Origin of the sequence: Rhodococcus ruber (assembly GCF_027270735.1) — a bacterium.
Lineage (GTDB): Bacteria > Actinomycetota > Actinomycetes > Mycobacteriales > Mycobacteriaceae > Rhodococcoides > Rhodococcoides rubrum_A.
In genome coordinates, this window is sequence record NZ_JAPWIJ010000002.1 from 191,910 (window position 1) to 216,491 (window position 24,582).

Below are 24,582 nucleotides of genomic sequence, written 5' to 3' on the forward strand. Positions count from 1 at the left end.
GGGCTGTGCTCAGGCAGTACGAGCCGGTGGTCCTCGGTTCCCGCAGCCCGAGAGGTCGAGCAGGAGCGTCGATCCCGGGATCCGATACACCGGGAGCGGCGGAGCGATCCGATTGTCGTCGACGACGAGAGCCGCCAGCACGGGCAGTGCCCTGCGCAGCGAGGTGATTGCCCGCCGGATTCCGTGCTCGGCTCCGCGAATGGCGAGTGCGCCGACCAGGACTGCGGCGGCGTGCGCGGCGAGCATCTGCTGGGAGAGCATCGAACCGTGGTGGTGACCGTCGACGACGGTCAGCAACAGGTGCCCGATCGCCTGAGCAGTGGCCAGAACGGCCAGAAGTTGCGCTCGCGGTGCCACCGCAGTCGGTACTGCCGACGCCGCACATCCGACTGCCGCACAGACGAGCACCAGCAGCACTACCGCCGCGTCGGACGGGAACATCCCGCCACCGAACGTGTGCGCAGTGACTGTGACCAGCGCAGACAGGGTGCCCACGGAGGCACCGCGCAGGGGCGCGAATCCATCCGGGGCAGACATGAATGGGATCCTACTATCGACGACGCCGCGTAGTACTCATGAGTTGCTCGGTGCGACCGGTCGTATCGTTGCCCTGCGCTCACGCACTCTCCGCCTGCGTCGACCGAAAGATCACGTCACCAAACGCCCGATCAACCACTGAACTGTCGCCTGCCGAACTGCGTCGGCGTGATCGGTGAACAGCTCGAAATGCGATTCGGGGTAGGACACGTACTCGACGCTGTCGACGTCGGCGAGCGCCTTTCGTACTCGTGCGGGCGGAGTGATGGTGTCGGATTCGGCAAGAACCGCCAGAACCGGCACGGCGAGACGGGCCGCAGCCTTACGCGTCGACCACCGCAACATAGCCGGTAACGAGGCGACGGTCACCTCGTTGCGGTAGTTCTCCGCGCCGCGCGCCATGCCTTCTGCCCATTCGTACGCTCCGTCCGAGTTCATCGCGGCGACCTCGCCCGGCCGTCCCGCAGCGGGGATGGTCAGCCCTGGCCTGCGGAACAGCCGCCGAAGTGCGTCTCTCGCGATGACCGGCGCGAGTTCCAGATTGCCCGTGGGAGTGAGGCGAATGAAGGGGATGATCGCGGCTACCGCCTTCACCCGTGGGTCCGTGGCGGCCACGGCGATTGCGTGCCCTCCGGACATGCTGGTTCCCCACACCCCGATTCGCTCGGAATCGATGCGCGGGTCGGCGATCAACACATCGAGCGCGGCGCGGAATGTGCGCAGTTGCTGGGGCAGATCGATGTGCTGCCGAACGATGCCCGCGCTCGCTCCGAACCCGGGGTAGTCGAATGCGAGCGAGGCGACGCCGCCTGCAGCGAGTTCTCGGCTGTAGTCCGGAATCAGCATTTCCTTGACTCCGGCAAATCCCGGGGCGGTGAACACTGCTGGCCAAGGCTCGACGCTCTCACCCGCGGGCGGGGTCAGCACGGCGGACACCTCGGTGCCGTCCACCTCGAACGTCATCTGCTCGTCGATCATCGCGCGCCCCTCGATCGTGATCCCCCCGCCGACCTCGGCGGCACCTCTACCTGCCTCGGACCCCAGCGAGTGGACGGTACTCGATCGCAACGACGGCGCGGTCCGTTCTGGCAGAACGACGGCCACATACGCCATATCCGATCCCGCGGTTTTTTTGTGGGTGGTTATCCTGCTTCTCGGTACTCGAACTTTTGAGTACTTCATCGTTGTTCGCGAAAGGACACTCATGACGGGGAGCTCGGACGAGGCCCAGGCGCGGGTATTTGCCGACATGCTGGTTGCCGAGATCGCTTCGGCGTCGACTCGTGTGGAGGAGTCCGAGCAATCTGCGCGCAAGGCGTCCCGGGTCGGAGATTCCCGCAGTCAGGTGTGGCACAGCGAGGAAGCGCACACCCAGAGGCGGGCACTGTACGAGTTGCATCGCCAGCTCGATGCGTTGCGCAACCGGTTTCCCATCATGAACGCGCCGACGTCTCAGTAGACGCCGCCCGATTCACACTCCCATCCCGCCTGCCGCGTCAGGCCTTACCGACGATCGCGACGATCAACTCCGCCAACTCCCCGGTTGCCTCTTCGGGAGCGAGCGCACCCGATACAGCCGCATGAGACAGCGCGTCCGCGGCACCGAAGATGGCGGTGAGGGAGGGCGCAGACAGGCCGGCTGGGGCGGTGAACGGCTGCAGGATTTCTCGACAGCGTTCGGAATAAGCGTGTTCGGCGGTGCGCTTGACCTTTTCGAGTTCGGGTGAACCTTCCAGCGCGGCAAGCACTCCTGTCAGTTCACGCCCCTGTGCCAATGCGCAGCCCACGTAGGAATCGGCGATGGCATTCGCGCGTCCGTCCAAGGTCGCGGGCGCAGTGTCGAGAGATGCCTCGAGCATCGCGGCCTGCCTACCGTCGAATTCGGTGAACAGCGCGGCGAGCAGTTCGGCACGGGATCCGAAGTGGCTGTACACCACCGGCTTTGCGACGCCGGCGTGTTCGGCGAGCCGGCCCAGCGTCAGGGCGTCGGCCCCCTCGGCCCGGACGAGAGCCCACGAGACCTCGACCAGTTGGTCGTACCTGTCCGATCGGGACAGTCTCGTGCGTGCCATCGCGGACCTCCTTGCGCTATATACGAATAGTAACCTACTCTTGGTACATAGCCGTTCGCCTCAACGAAAGAGCCAGCCATGACCGCACTCGTCGTAGTCTCCCATTCCGATCCCGACTCGCTCACCCACTCCGTCTCAAGATCCATTTCGGACGCGATCCGCACCTCGGGCGGCATTGTCGAGACGGCCGACCTCGCCGCCGAGAACTTCGATCCCCGATTTGCTATCGACGATCTGAATCTGTACCGCGGCAACGGAACCCCGCCGGCCGATGTCCTCGCCGAACAGCAGCGAATCGACCGCGCAGACCATCTGATTCTCGCCTTCCCGATGTACTGGTGGTCGATGCCCGCGCTGCTGAAAGGGTGGATCGATCGTGTCTTCGTCAGCGGATGGGCGTACGAGTACAACCCGGGAGTCGAGTTCGTCAAGAAGCTGGACCGACTCGTCGTCCACCTCGTAGTGATTGCGGGCGACGAGGCCGAGAGCTTCGAACGCCATGGCGTGTACGACGCGTTCCGGACACAGATTGAGCGCGGCATCGTCGAATACTGCGGGGCGACGGTCGGTTCGACGACATTCGTGTACGAGTCGGATTCCAGACCTCGCGAGGACCTCGCTGTCGAAATCAGCGAGATCGGCATTGCCGTTGCCGCGCGCGTGCAGGATCAGCCGTCTCACTCAGGTGCACGCAATACAGCACCGACCTACTCGAATTCACATGCGACGGTGTAGAAATCGCGGCGAGTAGTCGCCTTCCACTCAGTCGAGTCGCGCTGCCACCGCGGCAAGGTCGGCCACCGACCCATCGGAGATCGTGCGGATGTGTTCGGTGATCGAGTCGATGGGCCAGTTCCACCAGGCGATGTCCAGCAGGGTCTGGATCTCGTCCGCTGTGAAGCGCTCTCGGAGCACACGTGCGGGGTTGCCACCGACGACGGCATAGTCCGGAACATCCTTGGTGACAACGGCTTCGGTCGAGATCACAGCCCCGTGTCCGATCCGCACACCCGGCATCACCGTGACGTTGCCGCCGATCCAGACATCGTTGCCCACCACCGTGTCTCCCCGCGACGGCAGATCGGACACCAGATCCGAGTGCTCGGCCCAGGCACCACCCATGATGGGAAAGGGATAGGTGGACACACCGTTCATTCGGTGGTTGGCCCCGTTCATGATGAACGTGACCCCGGTGGCCAAGGCGCAGAACTTCCCGATCACCAGACGATCGGGTCCGTAGTGATGCAACACGTTTCGAGTCGCGAATCGATCGGCGAACTCTGGATCGTCGTAGTACGTGTACTCGCCGATGTCGATGAGCGGGCTGGACACCAGCGGCTTCAACAGCACCACCCTCGGCTGCCCGGGAATGGGGTGCAGGTTCGATGCGTCAGGAGCGGTCATGCTTCGACACTAACCAGGTATCGACCGGTCAGGCGGGAGTCAACCGGAAGATCGGGAACCGTCGCCCCTCGGCCGTCTCGACGTACTTCGCGAAGCCCTCGGACGCGTCCAAGAATTTCTGCCAGTTCGTGTCCCACTCGTCGTCGGGGATTTCCGACACGGCCACCGAGATGGTCTGGACGGCATCGTCTCCGGGAATCTCGACGTCGATGGCGGGGTGGGCACGGAGGTTGTGCACCCAAGCAGGATCTTTGGGTGAGCCTGCTGCCGATCCGACGATCAGCCAGCTTCCGTTCTCCGGGATTGCCATCAATGGGTTCAGCCGAACCTCGCCGCTCTTGGCACCTATGGAGTGCAGAACGACGAGCGCATCGCCGAAGCCCGCCGTCGACACATGCCCGCCGTTACTACGGAACTCGTCGATGATCATCTGGTTGAAGTCGGCCATACGACGAGTATGACGCCCGTCCCGTCGTTTCGGACCTGATCGCATCCGACGATTTCCATCGACGCGGCTCAAAGGTTAGCCTGTGCTCACACGTGCCACATGTACGTTGCGCCGTCGGGAACGCCCCGGCGGCTCATTGCTGTCTGAAGCAGAAGGACATCCTCGAGTGCTCAACGTTCGTCGCTGTGCCGCATCTCTTGCCGCCGCGGTTGCCCTGACCGGATCGCTGGTTGCGTGCGGTGCCTCCGAGGAGGTTCCCGACGTGATGTCGGACGCGACCGCCGGCGGAACGTCCTATCCATTGACTATCGACAACTGTGGAGAGTCGGTGACGTTCGAGTCGGCGCCGCAGCGGGTGGTGTCGCTGGACCAGAACTCCACCGAGATTCTTCTCTCGCTCGGCGTACAGGATCGAATGGTGGGCACCGCATCCTGGACGGATCCGGTGCGGGAGAACTTGGCCGAGGCGAACGCGTCGGTCCCCCGACTCGCCGACAACGCGCCCACCTACGAAGTCGTTCTCGATACCGAACCCGATTTCGTCACCGCATCGTTCGGACGCCATTTCGAGCAGGGCGGCATTGCAGAACGCTCACGATTCAGCGAAACCGGTGCAGCCACCTATCTTTCACCGACGGACTGCGACGCCGGTCGCAGCGTCAACGGCGGCAACACCCGAACGACGCCGCTGACCATGGATTCGCTGTACCAGGAGATCACCGAACTCGCGGCGATCTTCGACGTCAACGAGCGCGGGGCCGAATTTGTCGAAGAATTGAAGACCCGCATGGCCGACGCCACCGCGCAAACCGCGAACGCCGACGTGTCCGTCGCCTTCTGGTTCGCAGACACCAAGAGCCCGTACGTCGCCGGAGGGCGGGGATCGGCCGATCTGCTCGCACGCACGGTCGGTATGTCGAACGTATTCGCCGATACCGACGACGACTGGCCCGCCGTCGGGTGGGAGACCATGGTGGACAGGGATCCGACCGTCCTCGTGTTGGGCGATTTGGCCCGCAATCGCTTCCCCGGTGACCTACTCGCCGACAAGATCGCGTTCCTCGAGTCCGACCCCGTCACCAGCACGATGGCCGCCGTCCGCGACAAGCGCTACATCTCGCTGCACGGCGCAGAGATGAACCCGTCGATTCGGGCAGTCGACGGTGTCGAGAAGGTGTCGGCCGGCCTGCGCGATCTGGGGCTGTCGTCCTGATCACCACCGCTGTCCGCCGCCCTGCAGTCGATCGCTCACCTGCATCCCGTCATCTGTGGCGGTGGGTGCTGGCGGCGGTCGCTGGAATCGCACTGTGCGTGGTCTCGATTTTCGTCGCGATCACCTTGGGGCCGGCGAACATTTCGCTGGTCAACGTTCGCGATGTGGTGCTCAACCATCTCGGCGTCACCGATGTGCCGGTGAAGGTGTCCAAGAACGCGATCGTCTGGGAGGAGCGGCTCCCTCGAGCACTCGTCGCTGCGGCCAGTGGCGTCGGACTCGGCATCTGCGGCGTCATCATGCAGTCGCTTCTACGCAACCCGCTGGCGGACCCGTTCGTTCTCGGGGTGTCATCCGGAGCGTCGACCGGTGCAGTTGTGGTCGGGGTTCTCGGCATCGGAGGAGCCGCACTCGGCCTGTCCGGCGGGGCGTTCATCGGCGCACTCGTCGCGTTCGGCCTGGTGCTGTTCCTCGCCCGCATGTCCGGCAGCGGAAACGACCGCGTGATCCTCGCCGGTGTCGCGACCACTCAATTGTTCTCGGCGCTCACATCTTTCGTGATCTTCGCGTTTGCCGACTCCGACGAGACCCGCGGCGTGATGTTCTGGCTCCTCGGTTCGTTCGAGGGTGTTCGGTGGGACGACGTCGTGCTGTGTGTGGCCGTGGCCGGCATCGGAGCAGTGGTGTGCTGCTACTACGCGTATGTGCTCGACGCGTTCGCGTTCGGTGACTCCGTGGCGTCCTCGTTGGGCTTCGATGTCGCGAAGGTACGCATGGCGCTGCTCGTCGGTACCGCCCTGATCACCGCGACGTTGGTCAGCGTCGCCGGCGCGATCGGATTCGTCGGCCTCATTCTCCCGCACGCGGCACGACTCCTGGTGGGGCCCAACCACAGCCGCCTCGTGCCGGCGACAGCGATCATCGGTGCCGTCTTCATGGTGTGGGTCGACGCCGTGTCCCGAGTCGCGTTCGCTCCTACCCCACTTCCGGTAGGAGTCGGAACGGCACTGGTCGGCGTCCCGGCCTTCATCGCGATCATGGCTCGCAGGAGGGGAATTCGATGACACTCCATGCGTCGAACGTGTCGTGGAAGCGCGGCGGAGTCCTGGTCGTCGACGGCGTGACCGTGCATCCACGGCCCGGACGAATGGTGGGCCTGTTGGGCCCCAACGGTTCCGGCAAGTCCTCGCTGCTGCATCTGCTGGCCGGGGCCGCGACACCCACCTCGGGTGTCGTCGAGCTCGACGGAGCCGAGCTCGGTTCGCTCAAACGCAAACACATCGCCCGCGCCATCGCAGTAGTCGGTCAGCATGCCCACACGGATATCGATGTGACGGTCCGTGACGTCGTGCGACTCGGTCGAATTCCGCACCGCGGACCGTTCGGCGGAAGCGACCTGGACGACGACACAGTGGACGATGCGCTGGCGCAGACCGGGCTCAGCGACAAGGCAGATCGATTGTGGCGCACACTGTCCGGCGGCGAACAGCAGCGGGCACACATCGCCCGGGCTCTGTCCCAGCAGCCCCGCGAGATGTTGCTGGACGAACCGACCAACCACCTCGACATCCATCACCAGCTCGAGTTGTTGGCGCTTGTCGCACGCCTGCCGATCACCAGCATCGTCGCCCTCCACGACCTGAACCTGGCGGCAATGTTCTGCGACGAGCTGCTGGTACTCAAAGACGGAAAGGTCGTCGCAGGGGGTACCCCTGCGGACGTACTGACCGAGGACTTGATCGCCGAGGTATACGAGGTGCGGGCGAAGGTGTCGGTCGACGACGGGCGAGTCCACATTCGATTCGACGCGGCGGCGATGCCCGAGGTCGTTCGCCGCTAACCTCGAAGTATGAGTGGACCCGCGAACGACCCAGCAGTCTCGACCACGGACCTGCCCGCATTCGGGTTCGAGTCGACCTTGGTCGACGAGGTTCCCGGCGTAACGGTGCCGTGGCAGGGTGCCCACGCACCGGACCCTCGGGTGGTCATTCTCAACGACGACCTGGCCCGGTCACTTGCACTCGACCTAACGTCGGTGCGCAGTCCGGAGGGGGCAGGCGTGCTGTCCGGGTCGATTCCCCCGGCCGATGCGGCCACCGTCGCGATGGCGTACGCCGGCCACCAGTTCGGCAATTTCGTACCGTTGTTGGGTGACGGCCGCGCACTGCTGCTCGGCGAGCTCCACGACGATCGCGGCCGCCGAGTAGATCTTCATCTCAAAGGGTCCGGCGCTACTCCGTTCTCGCGTGGCGGTGACGGGCGTGCGGTAGTGGGAGCGATGCTGCGCGAATACCTGATCAGCGAGGCCATGCACGCACTGAACATTCCCACCACACGCTCACTCGCCGTCGTCACGACCGGCGAGCAGGTAATGCGAGAAGGAGGTCCGCAACCTGGGGCAGTGCTTGCCCGGGTTGCGGTTAGCCACCTGCGGGTTGGGACTTTCGAGTTCGCCGCCCGTCGCGAGGGGCTCACGCAGCCCCTGGCGGACTACGCGATCGCTCGCCACTACCCGGAATTCGTCGGGCACGCACCCGAGGACCGCTACCTCGCCTTCTTCGAGGCCGTCGTGGAGGCTCAGGCGTCCCTGGCGGCCCGGTGGATGTCCGTCGGATTCGTGCACGGTGTCATGAACACCGACAACACGACTATCTCCGGCGAGACCATCGACTACGGGCCGTGCGCGTTTCTCGACTCCTACGATCCGGCGACTGTGTTCAGCTCCATCGACCACGGCGGACGCTACGCCTACGGAAATCAACCTGCGATTCTCGGATGGAATCTGGCACGATTCGGCGAAACACTGCTGCCACTGGTGAATTCGACGCCCGACACTGCCATCACAGCTCTCACGGCAGTCCTCGACACCTTCGGGGATCGGTACCGACAGCACTACTCTGCCGTGATGGCCCGCAAGCTCGGACTGGGGAGCGATGCCGTGGACGTCGAGCTCGTCGACGATCTTCACCGGCTGCTCACCGATCACCGTGCCGACTGGACCCTCACCTTCCGCGCTCTCGCCGAGAACCTGCGAGGGAACTCGGCTCCGTTCGACTCCCTTGTTCCACCCGACGCGTCCGCGAACTGGCTCGAGCGTTGGCGCACTGCGGTTTCGGTTGACAGACAAAATCTTTCGTCGGTAGCCGACGGTATGGACAGCGTCAACCCGGTATACATTCCTCGCAACCACCTGGTCGACGCTGCCCTACGGGCCGCAACCGACGGCGATCTCGAACCTTTCGAGCGTTTGCTCGAGGCCGTCACGTCGCCGTTCGATCGACGCGACGACCGGTCGGACTACGCTCTGCCTGCGCCCGAGAACTTCAGTGCGGGCTTTCAGACCTTCTGCGGTACCTGAAGATCGATCGTCACTGCGGGGGCTCCATGAATTCGATCGTCTCTCCGTGTGGACCCAACGCATACATCACGCGGGTGCCCACCCTTGCCCCGCCGGCAATAGGTTGAGGAGTTCCCTGCGCCGTCCACCCGAAGTCCGCGATTCGTGTCAGGACCGCGTCGATGTTGTCGACCTCGAAGGCAAGATGGGCGAAACCAGGATCGTGGGGTCGAGAGTATCCCTGCTCTCCCTGGACGTTGCGATATTCCAGCAGTTCGATCGTCTGACCCGCAACGGATACCACCGCCAGCCGGACTGCAGCCCCGTGCGCTCCGGTGACCTCTCCGAGAAACTCTCCACCCATCTCACCGGTGCGTTCGAGGACCGCGCCGAGTCCATCGATCCAGAACCGAAGGGCGTCATCGAGGGAACCGACGGCGAAGCCGACGTGGTCGGAGCGAAGGATTCTGAACGACATGCCAGGAGCCTACGCCCGGCATGTTCACGAGTTGCGCTTCTGTTCGGCTCTGATCAGTCCGCCGCCGACGATCAACCGCTGAATCTCGCTGGTGCCCTCGTACAGCCGCAGCAGTCGTACGTCCCGGTAGATGCGTTCGACCGGGACCTCACGCATGTATCCGGCACCGCCGTGGATCTGGACGGCGAGATCGGCGACCTTACCCACCATTTCGGTGCAGAACAGCTTCACCGCGGACGGCGCGATCCGTCGATCGGTCTCCTGCACCCACGCCCGCGCAGCCTCTCGAACCATCGCTCGGCCCGCCATCACACCGACCTGCTGATCGGCGATCATCGCCTGCACCAACTGAAAGTTTCCGATCGGCTCACCGCCCTGAGTGGATGCCGCAGCGTGGGAGACCGACTCGTCCAAGGCACGCTGCGCCTGCCCGACGGCCAACGCCGCGATGTGCACCCGCCCCCGCGCCAGCGACGTCATCGCCGCCTTGTACCCGATGTCGCCGTTCCCGCCGACCAACGCATCGGCCTCGATCCGCACGTCGGTGAAGTTCACATCGGCGGTGCCGGAACCCTGCTGCCCCATTTTCGCATCCTTGACGCCCACCTCGATCCCGGCTGTCTCGGCAGGAACCAGAAATACCGCAATGCCGTTGCCGCGCTGCGGTTTCGGATCCAACTTGGCGAACACGACGAACATGTTCGCGATCGGAGCATTGGTGATGTAACGCTTGCTGCCGTTGATGACCCACCCGGTGCCGTCGACCTTCGCCGTCGTCTTCAGGCCCGCCGGATTCGATCCAGCCCCATCCTCGGTCAGCGCGAAGGACGCGACGATATCGCCGGTTGCCATGCCCGGCAACCACTTCGACTTCTGCTCCTCGGTACCGAAGCCCACGAGCACCTGACCGGCGATCCCGTTGTTGGTGCCGAACATCGATCGCAGCGACAACGAGGTGTACCCGAGTTCCATCGCGAACTCCACATCCTGGATCAGGTTCAGACCCAACCCGCCCCACTCCTGCGGAATCGCGTAGCCGAACAGTCCCATGTCCGCGGACTGCTTCCGCAGATCATCCGGAATCGAATCGGTGTTCATGATCTCGAGCTCCCGCGGCACAACACGCGACCGAACGAACTGAGAGATCTGCTTCAACACGTCCGCAAAAACATCATCCGGTACATCGGGATTCAGCGTATCCATGGCACCACTATCGGCCAGCGCATCGCCTTTCGTCCACTACACGATTTCCGGAAATCAGCACCCTCCCGTCGCGCTCGCAGGGCCCGCACATCGAATCGGCTCCTCGGTTCTGAATTGCGGCCTCCGATCGGCGTCGGGTATTCGAATCCGAGGAGCTGATTCGCGGCGACGGGCGGCCCCGACTACACAGATCCTTCGCCGGACCTGTCAACGACGGGTCGCGCCGAACACGTCGACCGGATGCGGCACCCGAGGCCTGCCATCGGCACCGGGCACCGAGACCGCATCCAGGTAGGCACGTACCGGCCCGCGCAAATCTGGGGTCAGCCGGGCCTGCACGGAGAAGTCGAGAACCTCGTCGCTCGCGGAGGAGAGGTCGATCTGTGCGTCGAGGGTGACCACGTCGTCGAGAAAGATCCCGGCGTCGACGAAGGCCCTCTCGACGTCGGCACTGAACCACTGCTGGTGGCCCTGCAGCGGCGGGGCGAGGGCGACGACCAACGCGTTGAGCGCGGCCGTCGGCGCAATGGCCACCCACAGCTGCCCGCCCGGTCGCAGCAGACCGAGCGCGGCACGGAGCGTCGCGCTCAGGTCGGGGACGTAATACATCGAGTGCACAAAGGTCACGACATCGAAGGTCTCTTCCACCGGTGAGTCACCGAACGACGCGACGTACGCGTCGGCGCTGAGCTCCTCCGCCTCCAGCGCGGACATTCTGGCGGCGAAGCGCTCCGCGCTTCCAACCCAGGGGTCGACGCCGACGTACCGCACCGGTCGGCCGGGTACCCGCTGTACGAGCCCCGCGGCGAGCCGGGCATCCAGCGAGCCGTCACCGCAACCCACCGACAGCACCGAGATCGGTCCGTCCCCGATCGCTGTCAGCCGGTCGGCGAAGTGCTCGGCGATCAGCCCGCGCTGATCGGAGAGGCGCTCGAAGGCGGCATGCTCGCGTGCGTAGGACTCGGGCTCGAGGCCGGCCAAGGCCGGAGCACCACGCCGTACCACTCGCACACCGTCCAGAAGCACGGCCGCGATGTCGGTCGGCGGATTCGGAGCTATGTTGGACATCACAGTGAGTCAATCATGACGCACCCACCCGGTGCGTTGCGGTCGGCTTCGAGAAGGAGTGGCGTGAGCAGCGGAGATACAGCCGAACGCAGTCTCGAGCATTGGAGCGAGGCCGGACGCACGGGCATGGAGGCGTTCTACGCTCTGGCCACCGAGGACTACCACCAGCTGGCACTGGCCGCCGACTGGCCCGCGCTACTCGCCGACCACGCTCACGACGGTTGGTCGCTGCTCGATGTGGCCTGCGGCAGCGGCAAATTTCCCACCGCGTTACGTCGATACACCGACCTGTCCGCCGTGCCCGAGCTGGCCTACGACCTGCTCGACCCGTCTGCGTTCTCGGTCGCCGAGGCACGCGGGGCGCTCGGCGCGCCGTTCACGGCCCGTCGCGACCTGGTGATGACCCTGCAGGACCTTCCCACCGATCACACCGGCTACGACGTCGTCTGGGCCACCCACGCGTTGTACGCACTTCCTCCGGCCGAGCTGGACGCCGCCGCCGAGCGGTTCGTCGCCGCGCTGGCCCCCGGAGGTCTGGGTCTGGTCGCGCAAGCCACCGAAGCTTCCCACTACATCGCGTTCTACGACGCCTTCCGCGCAGGCGTACGTGACGCGACGCCGTACACAACGGCCGAGCAGGTGCGCGACGCGCTGACACGAGCCGGTGCGGACGTGCGCGACCAGCGCGTCACGTACACCACCGGTACATCCGATCGCGCTGTTGCCGAAGGCTTTCTGCAGCGATGCGCCTTCGACGACTCCGTGTCGCTCGACGAGATGGAGGCGGCACCTGTGCTGGGCGACTACCTTGCCTCCTGTCGCGACGCGTCCGGTTCCTATACCTTTTCCCACGAGGCGGCCCTGTTGTGGCTCTGAACCCGATGACCAACGAGCTTCTGCCCGAACAGAATCGCGACGGCGGTATCGATCAGGACTGGGCAGGTGACGATCAGGACTGGTGGGACTGGTACGTCACGCTGGCCGCCAACGATCAGGCACCCACCGAGTTGGTCGACGGTCCTGGCCTGCCCGATATCGAGGCGGCTTCCGACGAGCAGGTGGAGCGCGAGCTTGCCGAGCCCTACGACCTCGACCCTGCTGCCGTCGACGCATTCGCTCGACACGCCTTCGTGCGGCTGCCCGCCGTGTTCTCGCCGGCCGTCGTACGACGCCTCGCCGAGCGACTCGAGGAGCTGCTGCGAGCCGAACACGGCGACGACGTCGCGGGCCGATTCACCGCGCTGGAACAGATGTGGCTCCATGACGACCTGATGCGCGCCGTGGCGCTGTCTCCCCGAATCGGAGGCTTGGCCGCGGCGTTGCTCGCTGAACCGGCCGTTCGGCTCTATCACGACAACGCGCTGTCCAAGGAGCCCGGTTGCGGACGCACACCCTGGCACCACGACGCCGAGCACTTCCCGCTGCAGACCACCCAGGCGGTCACTGCGTGGATGCCGATGTCGGCGATCCCCGGCCGAATGGGTCCGCTGTCGTTCGCTCGCGGCCGAAAGGTGCTGGACGAGGTTGCGGACTTGGAGTTCGACAAGGTCGGCACGTCGTACGACGAGGCCGTCGCCAAGCGCTTCGTCGAGCGTGACGTCGCGGTGCAGTCGGAGCCGTTCGCAGTGGGCGACGTGTCGTTCCATTCTGCGCTGTGCTTCCACACCGCAGGGCCGAACCTCACTACGCAGCCCCGCCGAGCGCTGGCCACCACCTACTTCGCCGACGGGGCTCGTGTTGTGGAATCGCCGACGCTGATCAGCGGCACCTGGCGCGAGTTCCTTCCGGGCGTCGAGCCCGGCGGCCTTGCTGCCTCCGAATTGAACCCGGTGGTCGGCCGCCGCTGATCAGTCGAAAGCAATGGCCGTTTCAGTGGACATACGTACACTGGATTCGGTGGGGAAGAAATCTCAGCGCACGCAGGAGTTGGGTGAACTCGGTGAGCTCACCCTTCGCGAGTTGGCGTCGGCCGCAGGTGGTGTCCGCGCAGTCCACTCGGCAATTGCACGCCGCACGTTCGCGGCCGTGCGGCTCGGCGTCGGCCCAGCCGTTCTACCGACACAGCTGATGCACGACGCCATCGCCGCAGGCACCTACGCGACCATCTCGGCCGCCTGCGCCGGCGCAGCCAAGGTCGTCGGCACCCTGACCGCTGGCGACGAGACGAGCGAGGACGGCTCGCGGCCGTCGCCGTCGCCGTCGCACACCATGGGCGGTGCGCAGACAATCGCGGTCCTGCACGGTCTCATCGGCGACGACATGGAGCGGACCGCCCGGGTCCTCGCCTATCCGATGTCGATTCGCGTCGACGGGCGCCCAGTACCTCCGAAGTACCGCGCCCTCGCCGAGTCGTTTCCCGACGCGGGAGCGCACCTCGTGTTGTTCCTACACGGGCTCGTCGAGACCGAATCGGCATGGCGGCTCGGCGGGCGGCCCACCTACGGGGAACGACTGGACTCCGAAGCCGACACCACCTCGATCTTCGTGCGCTACAACACCGGACGTCGAATCGGCACGAACGGCAGCGACCTGTCGGACCTGCTGGAACAGCTCGTCACGGCGTGGCCGGTCCGGGTTCACCGAATCACACTGGTCGGGCACTCCATGGGCGGACTGGTCTCACGTAGCGCCGCTCATCACGCCGCCGAGAGCGGCCGCCGGTGGGTGGACCTGTTGACGGACGTGTTCACCCTGGGAACTCCTCATCTGGGCGCTCCACTCGCACGCGGGGTGCACCTGGCCACAGCAGCGCTGGCGCTCGCACCCGAGACCCGGCCGTTCGCCCACCTGTTGGCTCGTCGAAGCGCCGGGGTCCGCGACCTGATCCACGGCGCGATCACCGAACAAGAGGGGCATGCCAGCTACACCGACGGATTCGATGTGGGCGCGGCCCTGGACATCTCGGTTCCGAAGGGGGTTCGGCACCATCACGCCTCCGCCGTCATCACAGGAAACCCGCGACACCCTGTCGGGATATTCGTGGGCGACGGCCTCGTTCGCACCGACAGCGCCGGAGGACGGAACAAGCTGCGCAACATCGGACTTCGTCCGGACGATGGTCTGGCGATCAACAGCGCGCACCATTTCACCCTCCTCAACGACGAGAGGGTGTACGGCTGGATGCGGCGTGCACTGATCGTGGTTCCAGACTCCCCCAAGAAATCCGATCTACGCCCGTTGTCGTAATCCACGCCCCGTGTGCGGGGTGCGGATTCGGACAAGGGCCGTATGTGCCGACACCGTGCCCGCGCTACTCGGTCCATCGATAGTCGAGGAACTTCCCATCGAACGTCACCACGACCCGATCTCCGTCATCGTGCGGGCGACGTTCGATGTTCATCGTGAAGTTGATGGCACTCATGATGCCGTCGCCGAACTCCTCGGCGATCAGCTCCTTGAGCGCGGGCCCGTATACCGCCAGCGCCTCGTGGAAGCGGTAAACCGTGGGGTCAGAAGAGATGTCGAGCGATCCACGATAGGGAGCCAGGGTCAGCTCGAACAACGAGCCTTCGGGCATGCTCAGCTTCTCTGCGAGCAGATCGGCCTGCTCGACACTGAGAGGATGCTGGCCGTACAGTGCCGACACCGTCCATGCCACCGGCATGTCGATAGCCGAAGCCAAGCTTGCCCAACTCAACCCAGCACGGGCGCGTGCAAGCCGAATCTCACCGATCAATGGCCTATCTGCAAAATCGGTCAACAGCCTTCTCCTCCATGGTCGTTTCGACAGCTGAGCGTCTTCGATGTCGCGCGGCCCAGCAACATCCCAGTCTCAGCCGAGAACTCATAGCTCGCAACATTTCGTATCGAGGCCGCAGGCGCTACCCGATCGCGGATATGGTGGTTGTTTTCGCCCCGGCACAACGAAAGTACTGACGACATGACGCAACTCGGTCTCGGCCTCGCCGCACTCGGACGCCCCGAGTACCTGACGGTCGGGCACTCTGCGGCTGTGGACGGACGATTCGATCCAGCAGCCTTGGAGCAGCTGTGCCACGCAGTACTCGACGCCGCGTGGGACAGCGGAGTTCGACACTTCGACGTCGCACGCTCCTATGGGTTGGCCGAGCGCTTCCTCGGTAGCTGGTTGTCTCGACACCCGAATCGGCGCGAGAACCTGGCGATCGGCTCCAAATGGGGATACGCCTACGTCGCCGACTTCCAGCGGGGAGCCGAAGTTCACGAGGTCAAAGAGCACTCGGTCGAACGTCTGGCCGAACAGTGGCCCCAGACCCTGCACGACCTCGGCGGCGCACCCGATCACTATCTGATCCACAGCGTCACCCCGGACAGTCCTGCCCTCACCGACACGGCACTGCTCGACGACCTACGCGCCGTAGCCGAGAGTGGTACCCGTATCGGCATCAGCACCAGCGGCCCGCATCAAGCCGATGTAATGCACGCTGCGCTGGAGATCGGCGTGTTCAGCTCGGTGCAGTCGACGTGGAACCCACTCGAGCCGTCCGCCGGCCCTGCTCTGGAACGCGCGCACGACGCCGGCTGGTTCGTCGTCGTCAAAGAGGCGATGGCCAATGGCCGACTAGTGTCCGAAGATTCAGCGCTGGGCAGGGCCGCGGATGCGAACCGGGTCGGCCGTGACGCACTGGCGCTGGCTGTTGCACTCGCACAACCGTGGGCCGATGTCGTTCTCTCCGGCGCGGCCACCGCGGCGCAACTCGAGCAGAATGTTGCCGCGCTTTCGATCGACCGCGAGCTGATCACAGCCATCGACGTCGACTCACACGAAATTCCAGAAATGTACTGGCACAAACGATCCCAACTAGCGTGGACGTGATGCACTTCGGCAGCGACTGCGCCCTCACCGTTCCGGCGTCGCGGTGGACAACAACCGCTGGTAGGTCCTGGACACTGCACGACCTGATCGTCACTGACCCACTCGAGGACTTCGGCCCCTACAATCGTCCGATATGCGAAGGTTTTTCGGTGCCTTGACCGCGGTTGTCGTCGTTTCTCTGCTGGGCTGCTCATCGAGCGAGTCACCCGATCCCGCACAACCGACGGGCGCGAACACGTCCGCCGAGTTCCCGGCCACGATCGAGGGGGCACTCGGTTCTTCCGTGGTTGGCTCGGAGCCCACCCGAGTCGTCGCACTGTCGTGGACCGACGCCGACATTCTGCTGTCGCTGGGAGTGACGCCGGTGGCCACCGCCCGAGCAACCGCTGCATCGGGGTTCCAACCGTGGGCCGAGGCAGAGTTGGACGATCAGGATGCCCCGGCGTTCCTACAAGGAGCCAACGCCGACCTGTCGGTCGAAGACGTCCTCGCCTACGAGCCAGACCTGATCGTCGGGACGAAGGCGTTCGGACTCGACGCCCGCTACGAACAGCTGTCGGCGATAGCGCCCGTCGTACACTACTCGAGCACGCCGTCGGCCGAAACCTGGCAGGACGCCACCAGAACGATCGCGACCGCACTCGGGCGCAGTGACGATGGCGAACGAGTGATCGCAGAGACCGACTCGACGATCTCCGCCGCGGCCGAAGCCAACCCCGACCTGTCCGGAAAAACGTTCACGTTCTTCGTCGGCCCCACCAATGGCAGTGTCTACGTGGTCAATTCGATCGACGACGCCGGAGCACAATTTCTCGACTCGCTCGGCATGCGGCCCACCGACTACGCGACCGGGTTACCGACGAGCTCCATTCCGGGGCGAGCGCAGATCACCTACGAGTTTTTGGCAGACAATGACGCCGACCTCGTGATCGCGACGGGTCAACCCGCCGATCTCGACGCTTTTCGAGCGCTCCCGGCTATCGCATCCCTGTCCGCGGTCGCGCGCGGAGCTTTTGTTCCACTCTCCCCGACCGAGGCTCAGTCGATCGCCTTCCCGTCGCCGCTGAGTCTCGAGTGGGCCGCAAACAACATCGTGCCGAAGTTCTGACACAGAAGTGACGACGCCGCACTGAGCGCGTGGTTGGCCCCTTCCGGAACATTCGGCCCAAGGGCTCCCTGTCGCTGCGCACCCGAAAACCGACAGAATCCCTGATTCCATCGCGTGAATTGGTCCATTGGTACACACTCGTAGAGGAACAGGGTCGGCAGAGGGATGGAGTCGGAGATGGTCGACGCCCCACATCCGTCGTTCGGCGCGGAACCACTCGTCTCGGACACGGCATTCCACGCGGCGTCCGTCGGAATCACCCGCTTTCACATCGGCACCTCATACCTGGAATGGGATACACGCGCAGCCGCGATATTCGATGCCGGTCACGACGACCGGCCCGCCATCGACATCTGGCGCAGTCGTGTGCATCCGCACGATACCTCTGTGCTCCGAACCCTCTACGGTGATGCACGCACTTCCATCGGGGCGGAGTGCATCTATCGAATCATAGATCGCGACAACAACATTCGGCACGTACTCACCAGGAGCGTTGCCATCGAGCACGACCCAGATGGTCGGCCCTCGGTACTCACCGGAGTCGTCTCGCTCGTCGAGCCGCCCCCGGAACCGCAGGTGCACCTCATGCCCGCCGTGCGGTGGGGCCGCATCCTCGATGGCGTCTCCCTCGGATTCGCCATTGTCGACAAAGCGATGGTGTTGCAGTACATCAACACTCAGACCGAGCGGCACTTGGGCGTCAGTCGAGAGGAGGTCGTCGGACGGCACATGCACGAGGCTCTGCCGGAGACGGCAGGGTCCTACTTCGACGATCTGCACCGTGACGCAATCGCCACTCGCGGCGAGGTCACCAGGGTGGTGCAAGCGCTCTTCCTTCCAGGAAGGACGCTCGAGGTGACGGCCAACTACGTGGAGAGTGTCGTAGCTATCAGCTTCCGAGATGTCACCGATTTCGCAGCAACGACCAGCAGCCTGCTGGAGGCGTACCGCGAGCTTCTGATCAAATCGAGGGTCGACGATCTCACCGGCGTGCTCAATCGCGCTGCGTTACTCGAACGAATCGAGCGGATGACCGCGGAGACGGCGGCACCAGCAGCCGTCTTGTTCATCGATCTCGATGACTTCAAAGGCATCAACGACACCTACGGACACTTGGCCGGGGACAGAGTTCTGCGGATCACAGCCGCCAGGCTGGTCGCGATCTGCGACTCCGGCACCGTGTTCGGAAGGATCGGCGGTGACGAGTTCGTTGCGGCGCTCTTCGACGACACCCTGCTCGGTCCAACACGATCTGCCGCTGACATCGAACGCGAGATGATCATCGCGGCGTCGCCGCCGATCGACATCGTCGATGCCCACGTCTCGGTGTCGATCAGCATCGGCATCGCGCACAACACGGGAGCCAGCACCCTCGAAGAGATGCTGACTCAGGCCGACAGAGCTCTGTACAGGGCCAAGCAAACGGGCAGTTCGGATCGGACCGACATCCCGCCCTTCTCACCGTGAATTCGAACAGACTCCAGTCGACGCTCTACCCGACCAGCGAGGTCAGCTCCGGCCGTTTCGCCGTCCGACTGTCGCCCGAGGACCGTCTGAGGACTCGGCGAGCCAACCACGGCGCGAGGAACATTCCGGCCCAGGCGAGGTCGGCACGAACTCGGGAGAACAGGTGCGGGCGTGTGAGTGGTGCCAGAGGACGATTCCACGCGTCCGTGGCACCCGGTAGACCGAGTGCGTAGGCAGCAGCTGCAGCAAGCCGCGCATGTCCTGTCTCGTTCAGGTGCAGACGGTCCCAGCTCCACAGCCGCGGGTCCGAAGCCACATCATGTTGCTCGAGGTCGATCACCACGACACCGAATTCCTCTGCAACCCTGCGAATCTCGACGTTCAGTTCGGCCATACGCCTCGCAATGACTGCCCTACCGGGGACCGGGCGAGCAAGACGGGGAAACGTCATGGTGATGACGGTGCAGTCGATGGACCGCAGTGCGCCGAACATTGCGCCGAGCTCACCTGCCACGGTCCGCGCATCGAAATTCGGCCGCAAGATGTCGTTGACGCCGGCAGCGACGGACGCGACGGTCGGTCTCAACGCCAGAGCTGCGGGCAACTGCTCGGCTCTGACCTGCGCGGCTTTGCGACCACGCACCGCGAGGTTGGCATAGGCGATCCCGTCGTCGCTCCCCGCCATGTGCTCGGCGAGTCGATCGGCCCAGCCACGAAAGCCCATTTCTTCGTCGCCATCGTTCAGCCCCTCCGTCTGACTGTCGCCAAGGGCTACGTAACGCAACTGGTCCTTTTCCTTCACCACATCCACCGCTCTTTCATCAAGCGCCCAATATACAACAAGTTGTCTATCAGAGCGCCCCGAGGTGTGGGCGACGGGTACTGTGCCGAATCATGTCGCTACGTGATGCTGTGCTCGCCGCGCTGGTCGACGGGGAGCTGTCGGGATACGACCTGTCCAAAGCGTTCGATGCCACCGTCGCCAACTTTTGGACTGCAACTCCCCAACAGCTATACCGCGAGCTCGATCGAATGGATCGAGACGACGTGATCTCGGCAAGGCTGGTCGAGCAGGACGGTCGCCCCAACAAGAAGCTGTTCAGCCTGACCGACAAGGGCCGAGCCGCGCTGCGCCAGGTCAGTCACAAGCGGTCGAAACTTCCAGCCATTCGCGACGAGCATCTGGTCGCAGTCCACGCACTCGAGGCCGGCGACCTAGAGCCGATGACCGCTGCGATCCGTGAACGAATGCAGCTCTCGCGCGACAAGCTGGCCAGGTACGACCGAATGGCGCACCGCCTGCTCGGCGGACGCACCGAGACCGATTTTCTGGCGACCGCTGATCGCATCGGTCCGTACCTCACCCTGATGCGAGGACGAATGTTCGAGGAGGAATCGCTGCGTTGGGGTGCCCGCGTCCTCGAAGTACTCGACGCCCGTGCTGGTCGCCGATGACCGCGGCATAACCCCATCAATAGTCGCAAAGTTGTGTATGGTTCGCGGATAACAACCGGATCGTGGGCAGTCCCGATCCTGGCCTCACTGAAGGAGATGACGCGTGCAACTGTTCCGAGAAGCCGTCGAGGCGAACGACCACGACGCCATGGCCTCCGCCCTTGCTGACGACGTCGTCTTCAGCTCCCCCGTTGCCTTCAAGCCGTACCACGGCAAGCAGACAACCGCGGCGATACTGCGCGCCGTCACTCGCGTGTTCCGCGACTTCCATTACGTCCGAACCGTCGACGACGTCGGCGGCCGCGATCACGTCATGTTCTTCGAGGCCCGCATCGGCGACGTCACCGTCCACGGCTGCGACATCCTGCACCTCGATTCCGATGGCCTTATCGACGACTTCACCGTGATGGTGCGTCCACTGTCAGCGGCACAGGCACTCTCACGAGCCATGGCTACGGAATTCGCCGCCGAGATGGCCCCGATCACTCCCACCGACGAGACCGGCTGACGCGAACGTCGCCCACTGCCGAGTAGCGGTGAATCCGTTGTGCAACAGCGAAATACATGACTGGCGTTGCGACCCGCGCCGACGTTTCCTACGCCGGCAACAGCGTTCTCAATTCCTGATCGCCCCTGCAGCGCCGATGATTCCGGAGGCGACGAAGCCGAGAATCAACACGAACAGCATCACAGCGAACGCGAGTGCGGCGGCAGCGGACTTCACTGCGGTAGCGCCGGCCTCGACGAAATTCGACATCTGATCTCCCAGTTCCAGTGCGTCGTGAGACGCAGTTACTTAAGCGCGTTAGTAGAACTAACTATGGGCTACATCACACGTCGAAGTCAAGAGTTCGATGAGAAACCCCGTCGCCTCAAGACGCGAGCGCGCTCGGCAGAACGCACCGGTCCGGTGCTTCCGCGCACGACGAGATGCGGTTCCACGATCATCTCGGACGCCGGCACGGAGCCGTCCTCCAAGCGTGTCACCGCGAACGCAACGGCGTTCTCGGCCAGAGCGTCGACGTTCTGTCGCACAGTCGTCAGATCGATCCGAGACAGGCGCGCGAGGTCGCTGTCGTCGTACCCGACGATCGACACATCCCCGGGAACATCGATTCCGGCGCGGTCGAGTGCATCCATGAGGCCCAACGCGCAGCGATCGTTGCCCGCAAGAACCGCCGTCGGCAAAGTGCCTTCGTCGAGCATGAGATGTCCTGCCGCAACCCCCGACGCCTCGTCATGGGCTCCGCCGATCACTCGAATTCGATCGCCCAGGTTCTGTCGATCCATCGCACCGCGATAAGCGGCGCTTCTGATCGCAGATCCCGGACCAGATCCCCCGTCGATGTGATAGATCTCGCGGTGCCCCAGTTCGATCAGATGGTCGACGGATTGCCGAACACCGCTGTCGTCGGCACTGCGTACGCTGTCGAAGCTGCTCCGAGACAACGGTTTTGCCACGACAACTACGACGGCGCGCTCTTCCAACTCCTCGAAGTACGATTGTTCCGAACTCGGGCCGAGCAGGATCAGCCCTTCGCATCGGTGGCCGATCAGAGATTCGACGGCAGCCACTTCGTCTCGCCCCGGTGCGCTTGCGGATAGCAAGACCTCGTAACCCGCGGCCTTCGCGACCGGATAGATTCGCTTCACCAACTGAGCTTGGAACGGCTGCTCGACGTCGACCAGAACTCCGATGGTTCGACTGCGTCCGCGGGCCAACAGCTGAGCGGTGGCGTCGGGTTTGTAGCCGAGCTCATCGGCGATTCGAAGGACACGCTCTCTCGTTCGCTCCCCCGCACCGGCCTTACCTCCGAGGACGAACGACACAAGCGTGCGCGATACCCCCGCTCGGACGGCAATATCGTCCATCGTGGGTTTTCGAGCTCGCGCTCTGCCGCGTGAATCCGCGTCCGAGCGTCGATCGCCCTGCTCACTTCCAGCCACTGACTCCCACTCTCGCGAACCCTGACTGCGTCGACAAACCGTACCTCCGAGCGCTCTCGATCGCTGTGCGTTCGAGCGGCAGCTCGGCGGGTGAAGCCATGTGATCCACTTCTCATTTTGCTGTCAGTATGTTAAGACATACGTACATACAGTTTCAGTTGTGCCAGCACATCGCCAACCACGGGTACCGGAGGATGAGAAACAGATGTCTTCAGCTCAACCAACCTCACGGAGTGCGCTCCCGCCCGACACCCCGGGGGCACATTCCCGACGACTGGGCGTCATCGCAGTCGTTGCGACGTTCGGCGGCCTACTGTTCGGCTACGACACCGGTGTCATCAACGGTGCGCTCGAACCGATGAAAGACGACCTGGGGCTCACGTCTTTCACCGAAGGTCTCGTCGTCAGTATTCTCATCTTCGGTGCCGCGATCGGCGCACTGGTGGGAGGGCGTCTGTCCGACAAATACGGGCGACGCCACAACATCTTGCTGCTCTCCGGAGTCTTCGCTCTCGGCACGATCGGGTGTGTGCTTGCCCCGTCGTGGGAGGTGCTCGCGGTATTCCGATTCATCCTCGGTCTTGCAGTCGGCGGCGCGTCCGCCACGGTCCCGGTCTACCTCTCCGAGGTTGCACCTGCCGAACGACGCGGATCTCTGGTCACCCGCAACGAGGTCATGATCGTGAGCGGCCAGTTTGCGGCCTTCATCATCAATGCCATCATCTTCAATATCTGGGGTGACCACGAGTCGGTGTGGCGCTACATGCTCGTGGTCGCACTCTTCCCCGCGATCGCGCTGTTCGTCGGCATGCTGCGCATGCCCGAGAGTCCGCGCTGGCTCGTGCTGCAGGGTCGCGACGACGAGGCACTGGCAGTGCTGAAGCAGGTGCGGACCGACGAACGCGCAGTGGCCGAGATGGCCGAAGTACATGCTCTGGCCGAAGAGGAGAGACTCTCCCAGACCGGAGGTGCCGCAGACCTGTCCGTCCGCTGGATTCGGCGGCTCATCTTCATCGGCGTCGGCCTCGGCGTCTTTCAACAGTTCACCGGGATCAACTCGGTCATGTACTACGGCACACAGCTGCTCAGCGACGCTGGATTCTCCGACAGCGCGGCAATCATCGCCAACACGCTCAACGGGCTGTTCAGCGTTCTCGGCATCACTGTCGGTTTGCTCATCATGAACAAGGTGAACCGCCGGACGATGCTCATCGCCGGCTTCGGGCTGACGACCTTCTTCCACCTCCTCGTCGGCCTGTCCGCCCTCCTACTGCCGGACGGCAATGCCAAGGCGTACTTCATCCTCGTCTTCGTCGTCCTGTTCGTCTTCTGCATGCAGGGCACCATCGGTCCCCTGGTGTGGCTCATGCTTGCCGAAATCTTCCCTCTCAAGATCCGCAGCTTCGCAATCGGGGTGTGCGTGTTCATGCTCTGGTCGGCCAATGCTGTTGTTGCGCTCGCATTCCCGCCTGTCGTCGAGGCCCTTGGCATAGCGCCGACCTTCTTCATCTTCGTCGGGCTCGGAGTCCTGGCACTGATCTTCATCGTCACCCAGGTACCGGAAACACGCGGGCAATCACTCGAACAGCTAGAGGCCGGATTCCGTCGCGAGTATTCGTGAACCGAACGCAACGAAAGGACGTCACGACATGGCAATACTGGTTGCAGTAACCGACAACGAAGAGGGCCGCCACGCCCTGCGCGTCGCGGCCGACGAAGCAGGCGCCATGCGCACCGAACTGATCGTGGTGAATTTGACTCTCGGCGGACTCGACGTCAGCGGACTGGACGCAGAGCTTGCTGTGCGGGTCATCGACCGTGCCGGACGCGCAGACCGCGACCCAGCAACAGCGGTCCTCGACGAGATCGACGCACATCCCGAAGTGACGCGACTCGTCATCGGAATCAAGAGACGCAGTCGTGTCGGCAAAGCGTTGCTGGGCAGCATCACTCAGCGCCTACTGATGATGTCGCCCGTCCCGGTCCTGAGCGTCCAACCCAGCTGAATCCGACCCGTCACCGATTCGTACCTACCGAAGAGACCCTGCGC

At 64.1% G+C, this 24,582-nt stretch carries 28 protein-coding genes; 16 read left to right on the forward strand and 12 right to left on the reverse strand.

The annotated features are described in order from the left end of the window. Positions 1–9: 9 nt before the first annotated feature. Both O4220_RS04615 and O4220_RS04620 read right to left on the reverse strand, forming a co-directional pair. On the reverse strand, positions 10–537 hold the full coding sequence (locus tag O4220_RS04615) for a hypothetical protein (protein WP_269602448.1): 528 nt from the start codon (positions 535–537) through the stop codon (positions 10–12). A gap of 111 nt (positions 538–648) precedes the next feature. Then, positions 649–1,650, reverse strand: coding sequence for an alpha/beta hydrolase (locus O4220_RS04620; protein WP_269602449.1), 1,002 nt, complete (start codon positions 1,648–1,650; stop codon positions 649–651). A 91-nt stretch (positions 1,651–1,741) separates the two neighbouring features. Here O4220_RS04620 and O4220_RS04625 point away from each other — a divergent pair, with 91 nt between their 5' ends. Continuing rightward, positions 1,742–1,996 carry a hypothetical protein gene (locus O4220_RS04625; protein WP_269602450.1) on the forward strand — a complete coding sequence of 85 codons (255 nt, stop codon included), beginning with the start codon at positions 1,742–1,744 and terminating at the stop codon, positions 1,994–1,996. Positions 1,997–2,033: 37 nt separating this feature from the next. Here O4220_RS04625 and O4220_RS04630 read toward each other — a convergent pair whose 3' ends face one another. Continuing rightward, a complete protein-coding gene (locus O4220_RS04630; RefSeq protein WP_269602451.1) occupies positions 2,034–2,609 on the reverse strand; it encodes a TetR/AcrR family transcriptional regulator in 576 nt (191 codons plus the stop codon). Positions 2,610–2,687: 78 nt separating this feature from the next. Here O4220_RS04630 and O4220_RS04635 point away from each other — a divergent pair, with 78 nt between their 5' ends. Further along, positions 2,688–3,344 carry an NAD(P)H-dependent oxidoreductase gene (locus O4220_RS04635; protein WP_269602452.1) on the forward strand — a complete coding sequence of 219 codons (657 nt, stop codon included), beginning with the start codon at positions 2,688–2,690 and terminating at the stop codon, positions 3,342–3,344. Between the two features lie 27 nt (positions 3,345–3,371). On the opposite strand, the gene O4220_RS04640 is transcribed toward O4220_RS04635, so the two are convergent. Both O4220_RS04640 and O4220_RS04645 read right to left on the reverse strand, forming a co-directional pair. Beyond that, the gene (locus O4220_RS04640; protein WP_269602453.1) at positions 3,372–4,013 is read right to left on the reverse strand and encodes a CatB-related O-acetyltransferase; all 642 of its coding nucleotides are present in this window, start codon (positions 4,011–4,013) and stop codon (positions 3,372–3,374) included. A gap of 28 nt (positions 4,014–4,041) precedes the next feature. Continuing rightward, on the reverse strand, positions 4,042–4,461 hold the full coding sequence (locus O4220_RS04645) for a nitroreductase/quinone reductase family protein (protein WP_269602454.1): 420 nt from the start codon (positions 4,459–4,461) through the stop codon (positions 4,042–4,044). Positions 4,462–4,627: 166 nt separating this feature from the next. On the opposite strand from O4220_RS04645, the gene O4220_RS04650 reads away from it, so the two are divergent. The 4 genes from O4220_RS04650 (at position 4,628) to O4220_RS04665 (ending at position 9,032) form a co-directional block, all read left to right on the forward strand. Next, positions 4,628–5,674, forward strand: coding sequence for an ABC transporter substrate-binding protein (locus O4220_RS04650; protein WP_269602455.1), 1,047 nt, complete (start codon positions 4,628–4,630; stop codon positions 5,672–5,674). A 98-nt stretch (positions 5,675–5,772) separates the two neighbouring features. Then, a complete protein-coding gene (locus tag O4220_RS04655; RefSeq protein WP_269602456.1) occupies positions 5,773–6,738 on the forward strand; it encodes a FecCD family ABC transporter permease in 966 nt (321 codons plus the stop codon). Beyond that, positions 6,735–7,514: an ABC transporter ATP-binding protein gene (locus O4220_RS04660; protein WP_269602457.1), complete on the forward strand. Its 780-nt coding sequence runs from the start codon at positions 6,735–6,737 to the stop codon at positions 7,512–7,514. Before O4220_RS04655 ends, O4220_RS04660 begins: the two co-directional genes overlap by 4 nt. A 9-nt stretch (positions 7,515–7,523) precedes the next feature. After that, positions 7,524–9,032, forward strand: coding sequence for a protein adenylyltransferase SelO (locus O4220_RS04665; protein WP_269602459.1), 1,509 nt, complete (start codon positions 7,524–7,526; stop codon positions 9,030–9,032). A gap of 10 nt (positions 9,033–9,042) precedes the next feature. Here the strand turns inward: O4220_RS04665 and O4220_RS04670 are convergent, their stop codons facing one another. The 3 genes from O4220_RS04670 to O4220_RS04680 all read right to left on the reverse strand — a co-directional run bounded on the left by O4220_RS04670 (position 9,043) and on the right by O4220_RS04680 (position 11,760). Next, positions 9,043–9,489, reverse strand: a complete 447-nt coding sequence (locus O4220_RS04670; protein ID WP_269602461.1) for a VOC family protein — start codon at positions 9,487–9,489, stop codon at positions 9,043–9,045. Between the two features lie 24 nt (positions 9,490–9,513). Next, the gene (locus O4220_RS04675) at positions 9,514–10,692 is read right to left on the reverse strand and encodes an acyl-CoA dehydrogenase family protein (RefSeq protein ID WP_269602462.1); all 1,179 of its coding nucleotides are present in this window, start codon (positions 10,690–10,692) and stop codon (positions 9,514–9,516) included. Positions 10,693–10,899: 207 nt separating this feature from the next. Further along, the gene (locus O4220_RS04680) at positions 10,900–11,760 is read right to left on the reverse strand and encodes a class I SAM-dependent methyltransferase (protein ID WP_269602463.1); all 861 of its coding nucleotides are present in this window, start codon (positions 11,758–11,760) and stop codon (positions 10,900–10,902) included. A gap of 63 nt (positions 11,761–11,823) precedes the next feature. Between O4220_RS04680 and O4220_RS04685 the strand changes: the two genes are divergently transcribed. Genes O4220_RS04685 through O4220_RS04695 form a run of 3 tightly spaced genes read left to right on the forward strand, consistent with a single transcriptional unit; the run spans position 11,824 to position 14,946 of the window. Further along, positions 11,824–12,636, forward strand: a complete 813-nt coding sequence (locus O4220_RS04685) for a class I SAM-dependent methyltransferase (RefSeq protein ID WP_269602466.1) — start codon at positions 11,824–11,826, stop codon at positions 12,634–12,636. 5 nt (positions 12,637–12,641) lie between these two features. Next, positions 12,642–13,607 carry a phytanoyl-CoA dioxygenase family protein gene (locus O4220_RS04690; RefSeq protein ID WP_269602468.1) on the forward strand — a complete coding sequence of 322 codons (966 nt, stop codon included), beginning with the start codon at positions 12,642–12,644 and terminating at the stop codon, positions 13,605–13,607. A 49-nt stretch (positions 13,608–13,656) separates the two neighbouring features. Next, on the forward strand, positions 13,657–14,946 hold the full coding sequence (locus O4220_RS04695; protein ID WP_269602469.1) for an esterase/lipase family protein: 1,290 nt from the start codon (positions 13,657–13,659) through the stop codon (positions 14,944–14,946). Between the two features lie 64 nt (positions 14,947–15,010). On the opposite strand, the gene cynS is transcribed toward O4220_RS04695, so the two are convergent. Further along, on the reverse strand, positions 15,011–15,463 hold the full coding sequence (gene cynS / locus O4220_RS04700; RefSeq protein ID WP_420030328.1) for a cyanase: 453 nt from the start codon (positions 15,461–15,463) through the stop codon (positions 15,011–15,013). A gap of 177 nt (positions 15,464–15,640) precedes the next feature. Here cynS and O4220_RS04705 point away from each other — a divergent pair, with 177 nt between their 5' ends. The 3 genes from O4220_RS04705 (at position 15,641) to O4220_RS04715 (ending at position 19,130) form a co-directional block, all read left to right on the forward strand. Then, positions 15,641–16,555 carry an aldo/keto reductase gene (locus O4220_RS04705; RefSeq protein ID WP_269602471.1) on the forward strand — a complete coding sequence of 305 codons (915 nt, stop codon included), beginning with the start codon at positions 15,641–15,643 and terminating at the stop codon, positions 16,553–16,555. Between the two features lie 133 nt (positions 16,556–16,688). After that, on the forward strand, positions 16,689–17,663 hold the full coding sequence (locus O4220_RS04710) for an iron-siderophore ABC transporter substrate-binding protein (protein WP_269602472.1): 975 nt from the start codon (positions 16,689–16,691) through the stop codon (positions 17,661–17,663). A gap of 177 nt (positions 17,664–17,840) precedes the next feature. After that, positions 17,841–19,130 (forward strand): sensor domain-containing diguanylate cyclase, encoded by a 1,290-nt coding sequence (locus tag O4220_RS04715; protein ID WP_269602473.1) that lies wholly within the window; start codon positions 17,841–17,843, stop codon positions 19,128–19,130. Between the two features lie 25 nt (positions 19,131–19,155). Here O4220_RS04715 and O4220_RS04720 read toward each other — a convergent pair whose 3' ends face one another. Beyond that, positions 19,156–19,935 carry an SGNH/GDSL hydrolase family protein gene (locus tag O4220_RS04720; RefSeq protein ID WP_269602475.1) on the reverse strand — a complete coding sequence of 260 codons (780 nt, stop codon included), beginning with the start codon at positions 19,933–19,935 and terminating at the stop codon, positions 19,156–19,158. An 89-nt stretch (positions 19,936–20,024) separates the two neighbouring features. Here O4220_RS04720 and O4220_RS04725 point away from each other — a divergent pair, with 89 nt between their 5' ends. Together O4220_RS04725 and O4220_RS04730 are read left to right on the forward strand one after the other, a co-directional pair. Then, the gene (locus O4220_RS04725; protein ID WP_269602476.1) at positions 20,025–20,585 is read left to right on the forward strand and encodes a PadR family transcriptional regulator; all 561 of its coding nucleotides are present in this window, start codon (positions 20,025–20,027) and stop codon (positions 20,583–20,585) included. Positions 20,586–20,688: 103 nt separating this feature from the next. After that, positions 20,689–21,093, forward strand: coding sequence for a nuclear transport factor 2 family protein (locus O4220_RS04730; RefSeq protein ID WP_269602477.1), 405 nt, complete (start codon positions 20,689–20,691; stop codon positions 21,091–21,093). Between the two features lie 108 nt (positions 21,094–21,201). Here the strand turns inward: O4220_RS04730 and O4220_RS04735 are convergent, their stop codons facing one another. Then, the gene (locus tag O4220_RS04735; protein ID WP_269602478.1) at positions 21,202–21,342 is read right to left on the reverse strand and encodes a hypothetical protein; all 141 of its coding nucleotides are present in this window, start codon (positions 21,340–21,342) and stop codon (positions 21,202–21,204) included. 86 nt (positions 21,343–21,428) lie between these two features. Further along, a complete protein-coding gene (locus O4220_RS04740) occupies positions 21,429–22,457 on the reverse strand; it encodes a LacI family DNA-binding transcriptional regulator (RefSeq protein WP_269602479.1) in 1,029 nt (342 codons plus the stop codon). Positions 22,458–22,737: 280 nt separating this feature from the next. On the opposite strand from O4220_RS04740, the gene O4220_RS04745 reads away from it, so the two are divergent. Continuing rightward, complete coding sequence (locus O4220_RS04745) at positions 22,738–24,153, forward strand: sugar porter family MFS transporter (RefSeq protein WP_269602480.1); 1,416 nt, start codon at positions 22,738–22,740, stop codon at positions 24,151–24,153. 28 nt (positions 24,154–24,181) lie between these two features. After that, positions 24,182–24,538, forward strand: coding sequence for a universal stress protein (locus O4220_RS04750; RefSeq protein ID WP_269602481.1), 357 nt, complete (start codon positions 24,182–24,184; stop codon positions 24,536–24,538). Positions 24,539–24,582: the final 44 nt, after the last annotated feature.

Bases quoted from the DNA above. Each gene is read 5' to 3' on its own strand.
- O4220_RS04615 (WP_269602448.1), bottom strand. From the start codon at position 537: ATGTCTGCCCCGGATGGATTCGCGCCCCTGCGCGGTGCCTCCGTGGGC.
- O4220_RS04620 (WP_269602449.1), bottom strand. From the start codon at position 1,650: ATGGCGTATGTGGCCGTCGTTCTGCCAGAACGGACCGCGCCGTCGTTG.
- O4220_RS04625 (WP_269602450.1), top strand. From the start codon at position 1,742: ATGACGGGGAGCTCGGACGAGGCCCAGGCGCGGGTATTTGCCGACATG.
- O4220_RS04630 (WP_269602451.1), bottom strand. From the start codon at position 2,609: ATGGCACGCACGAGACTGTCCCGATCGGACAGGTACGACCAACTGGTC.
- O4220_RS04635 (WP_269602452.1), top strand. From the start codon at position 2,688: ATGACCGCACTCGTCGTAGTCTCCCATTCCGATCCCGACTCGCTCACC.
- O4220_RS04640 (WP_269602453.1), bottom strand. From the start codon at position 4,013: ATGACCGCTCCTGACGCATCGAACCTGCACCCCATTCCCGGGCAGCCG.
- O4220_RS04645 (WP_269602454.1), bottom strand. From the start codon at position 4,461: ATGGCCGACTTCAACCAGATGATCATCGACGAGTTCCGTAGTAACGGC.
- O4220_RS04660 (WP_269602457.1), top strand. From the start codon at position 6,735: ATGACACTCCATGCGTCGAACGTGTCGTGGAAGCGCGGCGGAGTCCTG.
- O4220_RS04665 (WP_269602459.1), top strand. From the start codon at position 7,524: ATGAGTGGACCCGCGAACGACCCAGCAGTCTCGACCACGGACCTGCCC.
- O4220_RS04670 (WP_269602461.1), bottom strand. From the start codon at position 9,489: ATGTCGTTCAGAATCCTTCGCTCCGACCACGTCGGCTTCGCCGTCGGT.
- O4220_RS04675 (WP_269602462.1), bottom strand. From the start codon at position 10,692: ATGGATACGCTGAATCCCGATGTACCGGATGATGTTTTTGCGGACGTG.
- O4220_RS04680 (WP_269602463.1), bottom strand. From the start codon at position 11,760: ATGTCCAACATAGCTCCGAATCCGCCGACCGACATCGCGGCCGTGCTT.
- O4220_RS04690 (WP_269602468.1), top strand. From the start codon at position 12,642: ATGACCAACGAGCTTCTGCCCGAACAGAATCGCGACGGCGGTATCGAT.
- O4220_RS04705 (WP_269602471.1), top strand. From the start codon at position 15,641: ATGACGCAACTCGGTCTCGGCCTCGCCGCACTCGGACGCCCCGAGTAC.
- O4220_RS04710 (WP_269602472.1), top strand. From the start codon at position 16,689: ATGCGAAGGTTTTTCGGTGCCTTGACCGCGGTTGTCGTCGTTTCTCTG.
- O4220_RS04715 (WP_269602473.1), top strand. From the start codon at position 17,841: ATGGTCGACGCCCCACATCCGTCGTTCGGCGCGGAACCACTCGTCTCG.
- O4220_RS04725 (WP_269602476.1), top strand. From the start codon at position 20,025: ATGTCGCTACGTGATGCTGTGCTCGCCGCGCTGGTCGACGGGGAGCTG.
- O4220_RS04735 (WP_269602478.1), bottom strand. From the start codon at position 21,342: ATGTCGAATTTCGTCGAGGCCGGCGCTACCGCAGTGAAGTCCGCTGCC.
- O4220_RS04740 (WP_269602479.1), bottom strand. From the start codon at position 22,457: ATGGACGATATTGCCGTCCGAGCGGGGGTATCGCGCACGCTTGTGTCG.
- O4220_RS04745 (WP_269602480.1), top strand. From the start codon at position 22,738: ATGTCTTCAGCTCAACCAACCTCACGGAGTGCGCTCCCGCCCGACACC.
- O4220_RS04750 (WP_269602481.1), top strand. From the start codon at position 24,182: ATGGCAATACTGGTTGCAGTAACCGACAACGAAGAGGGCCGCCACGCC.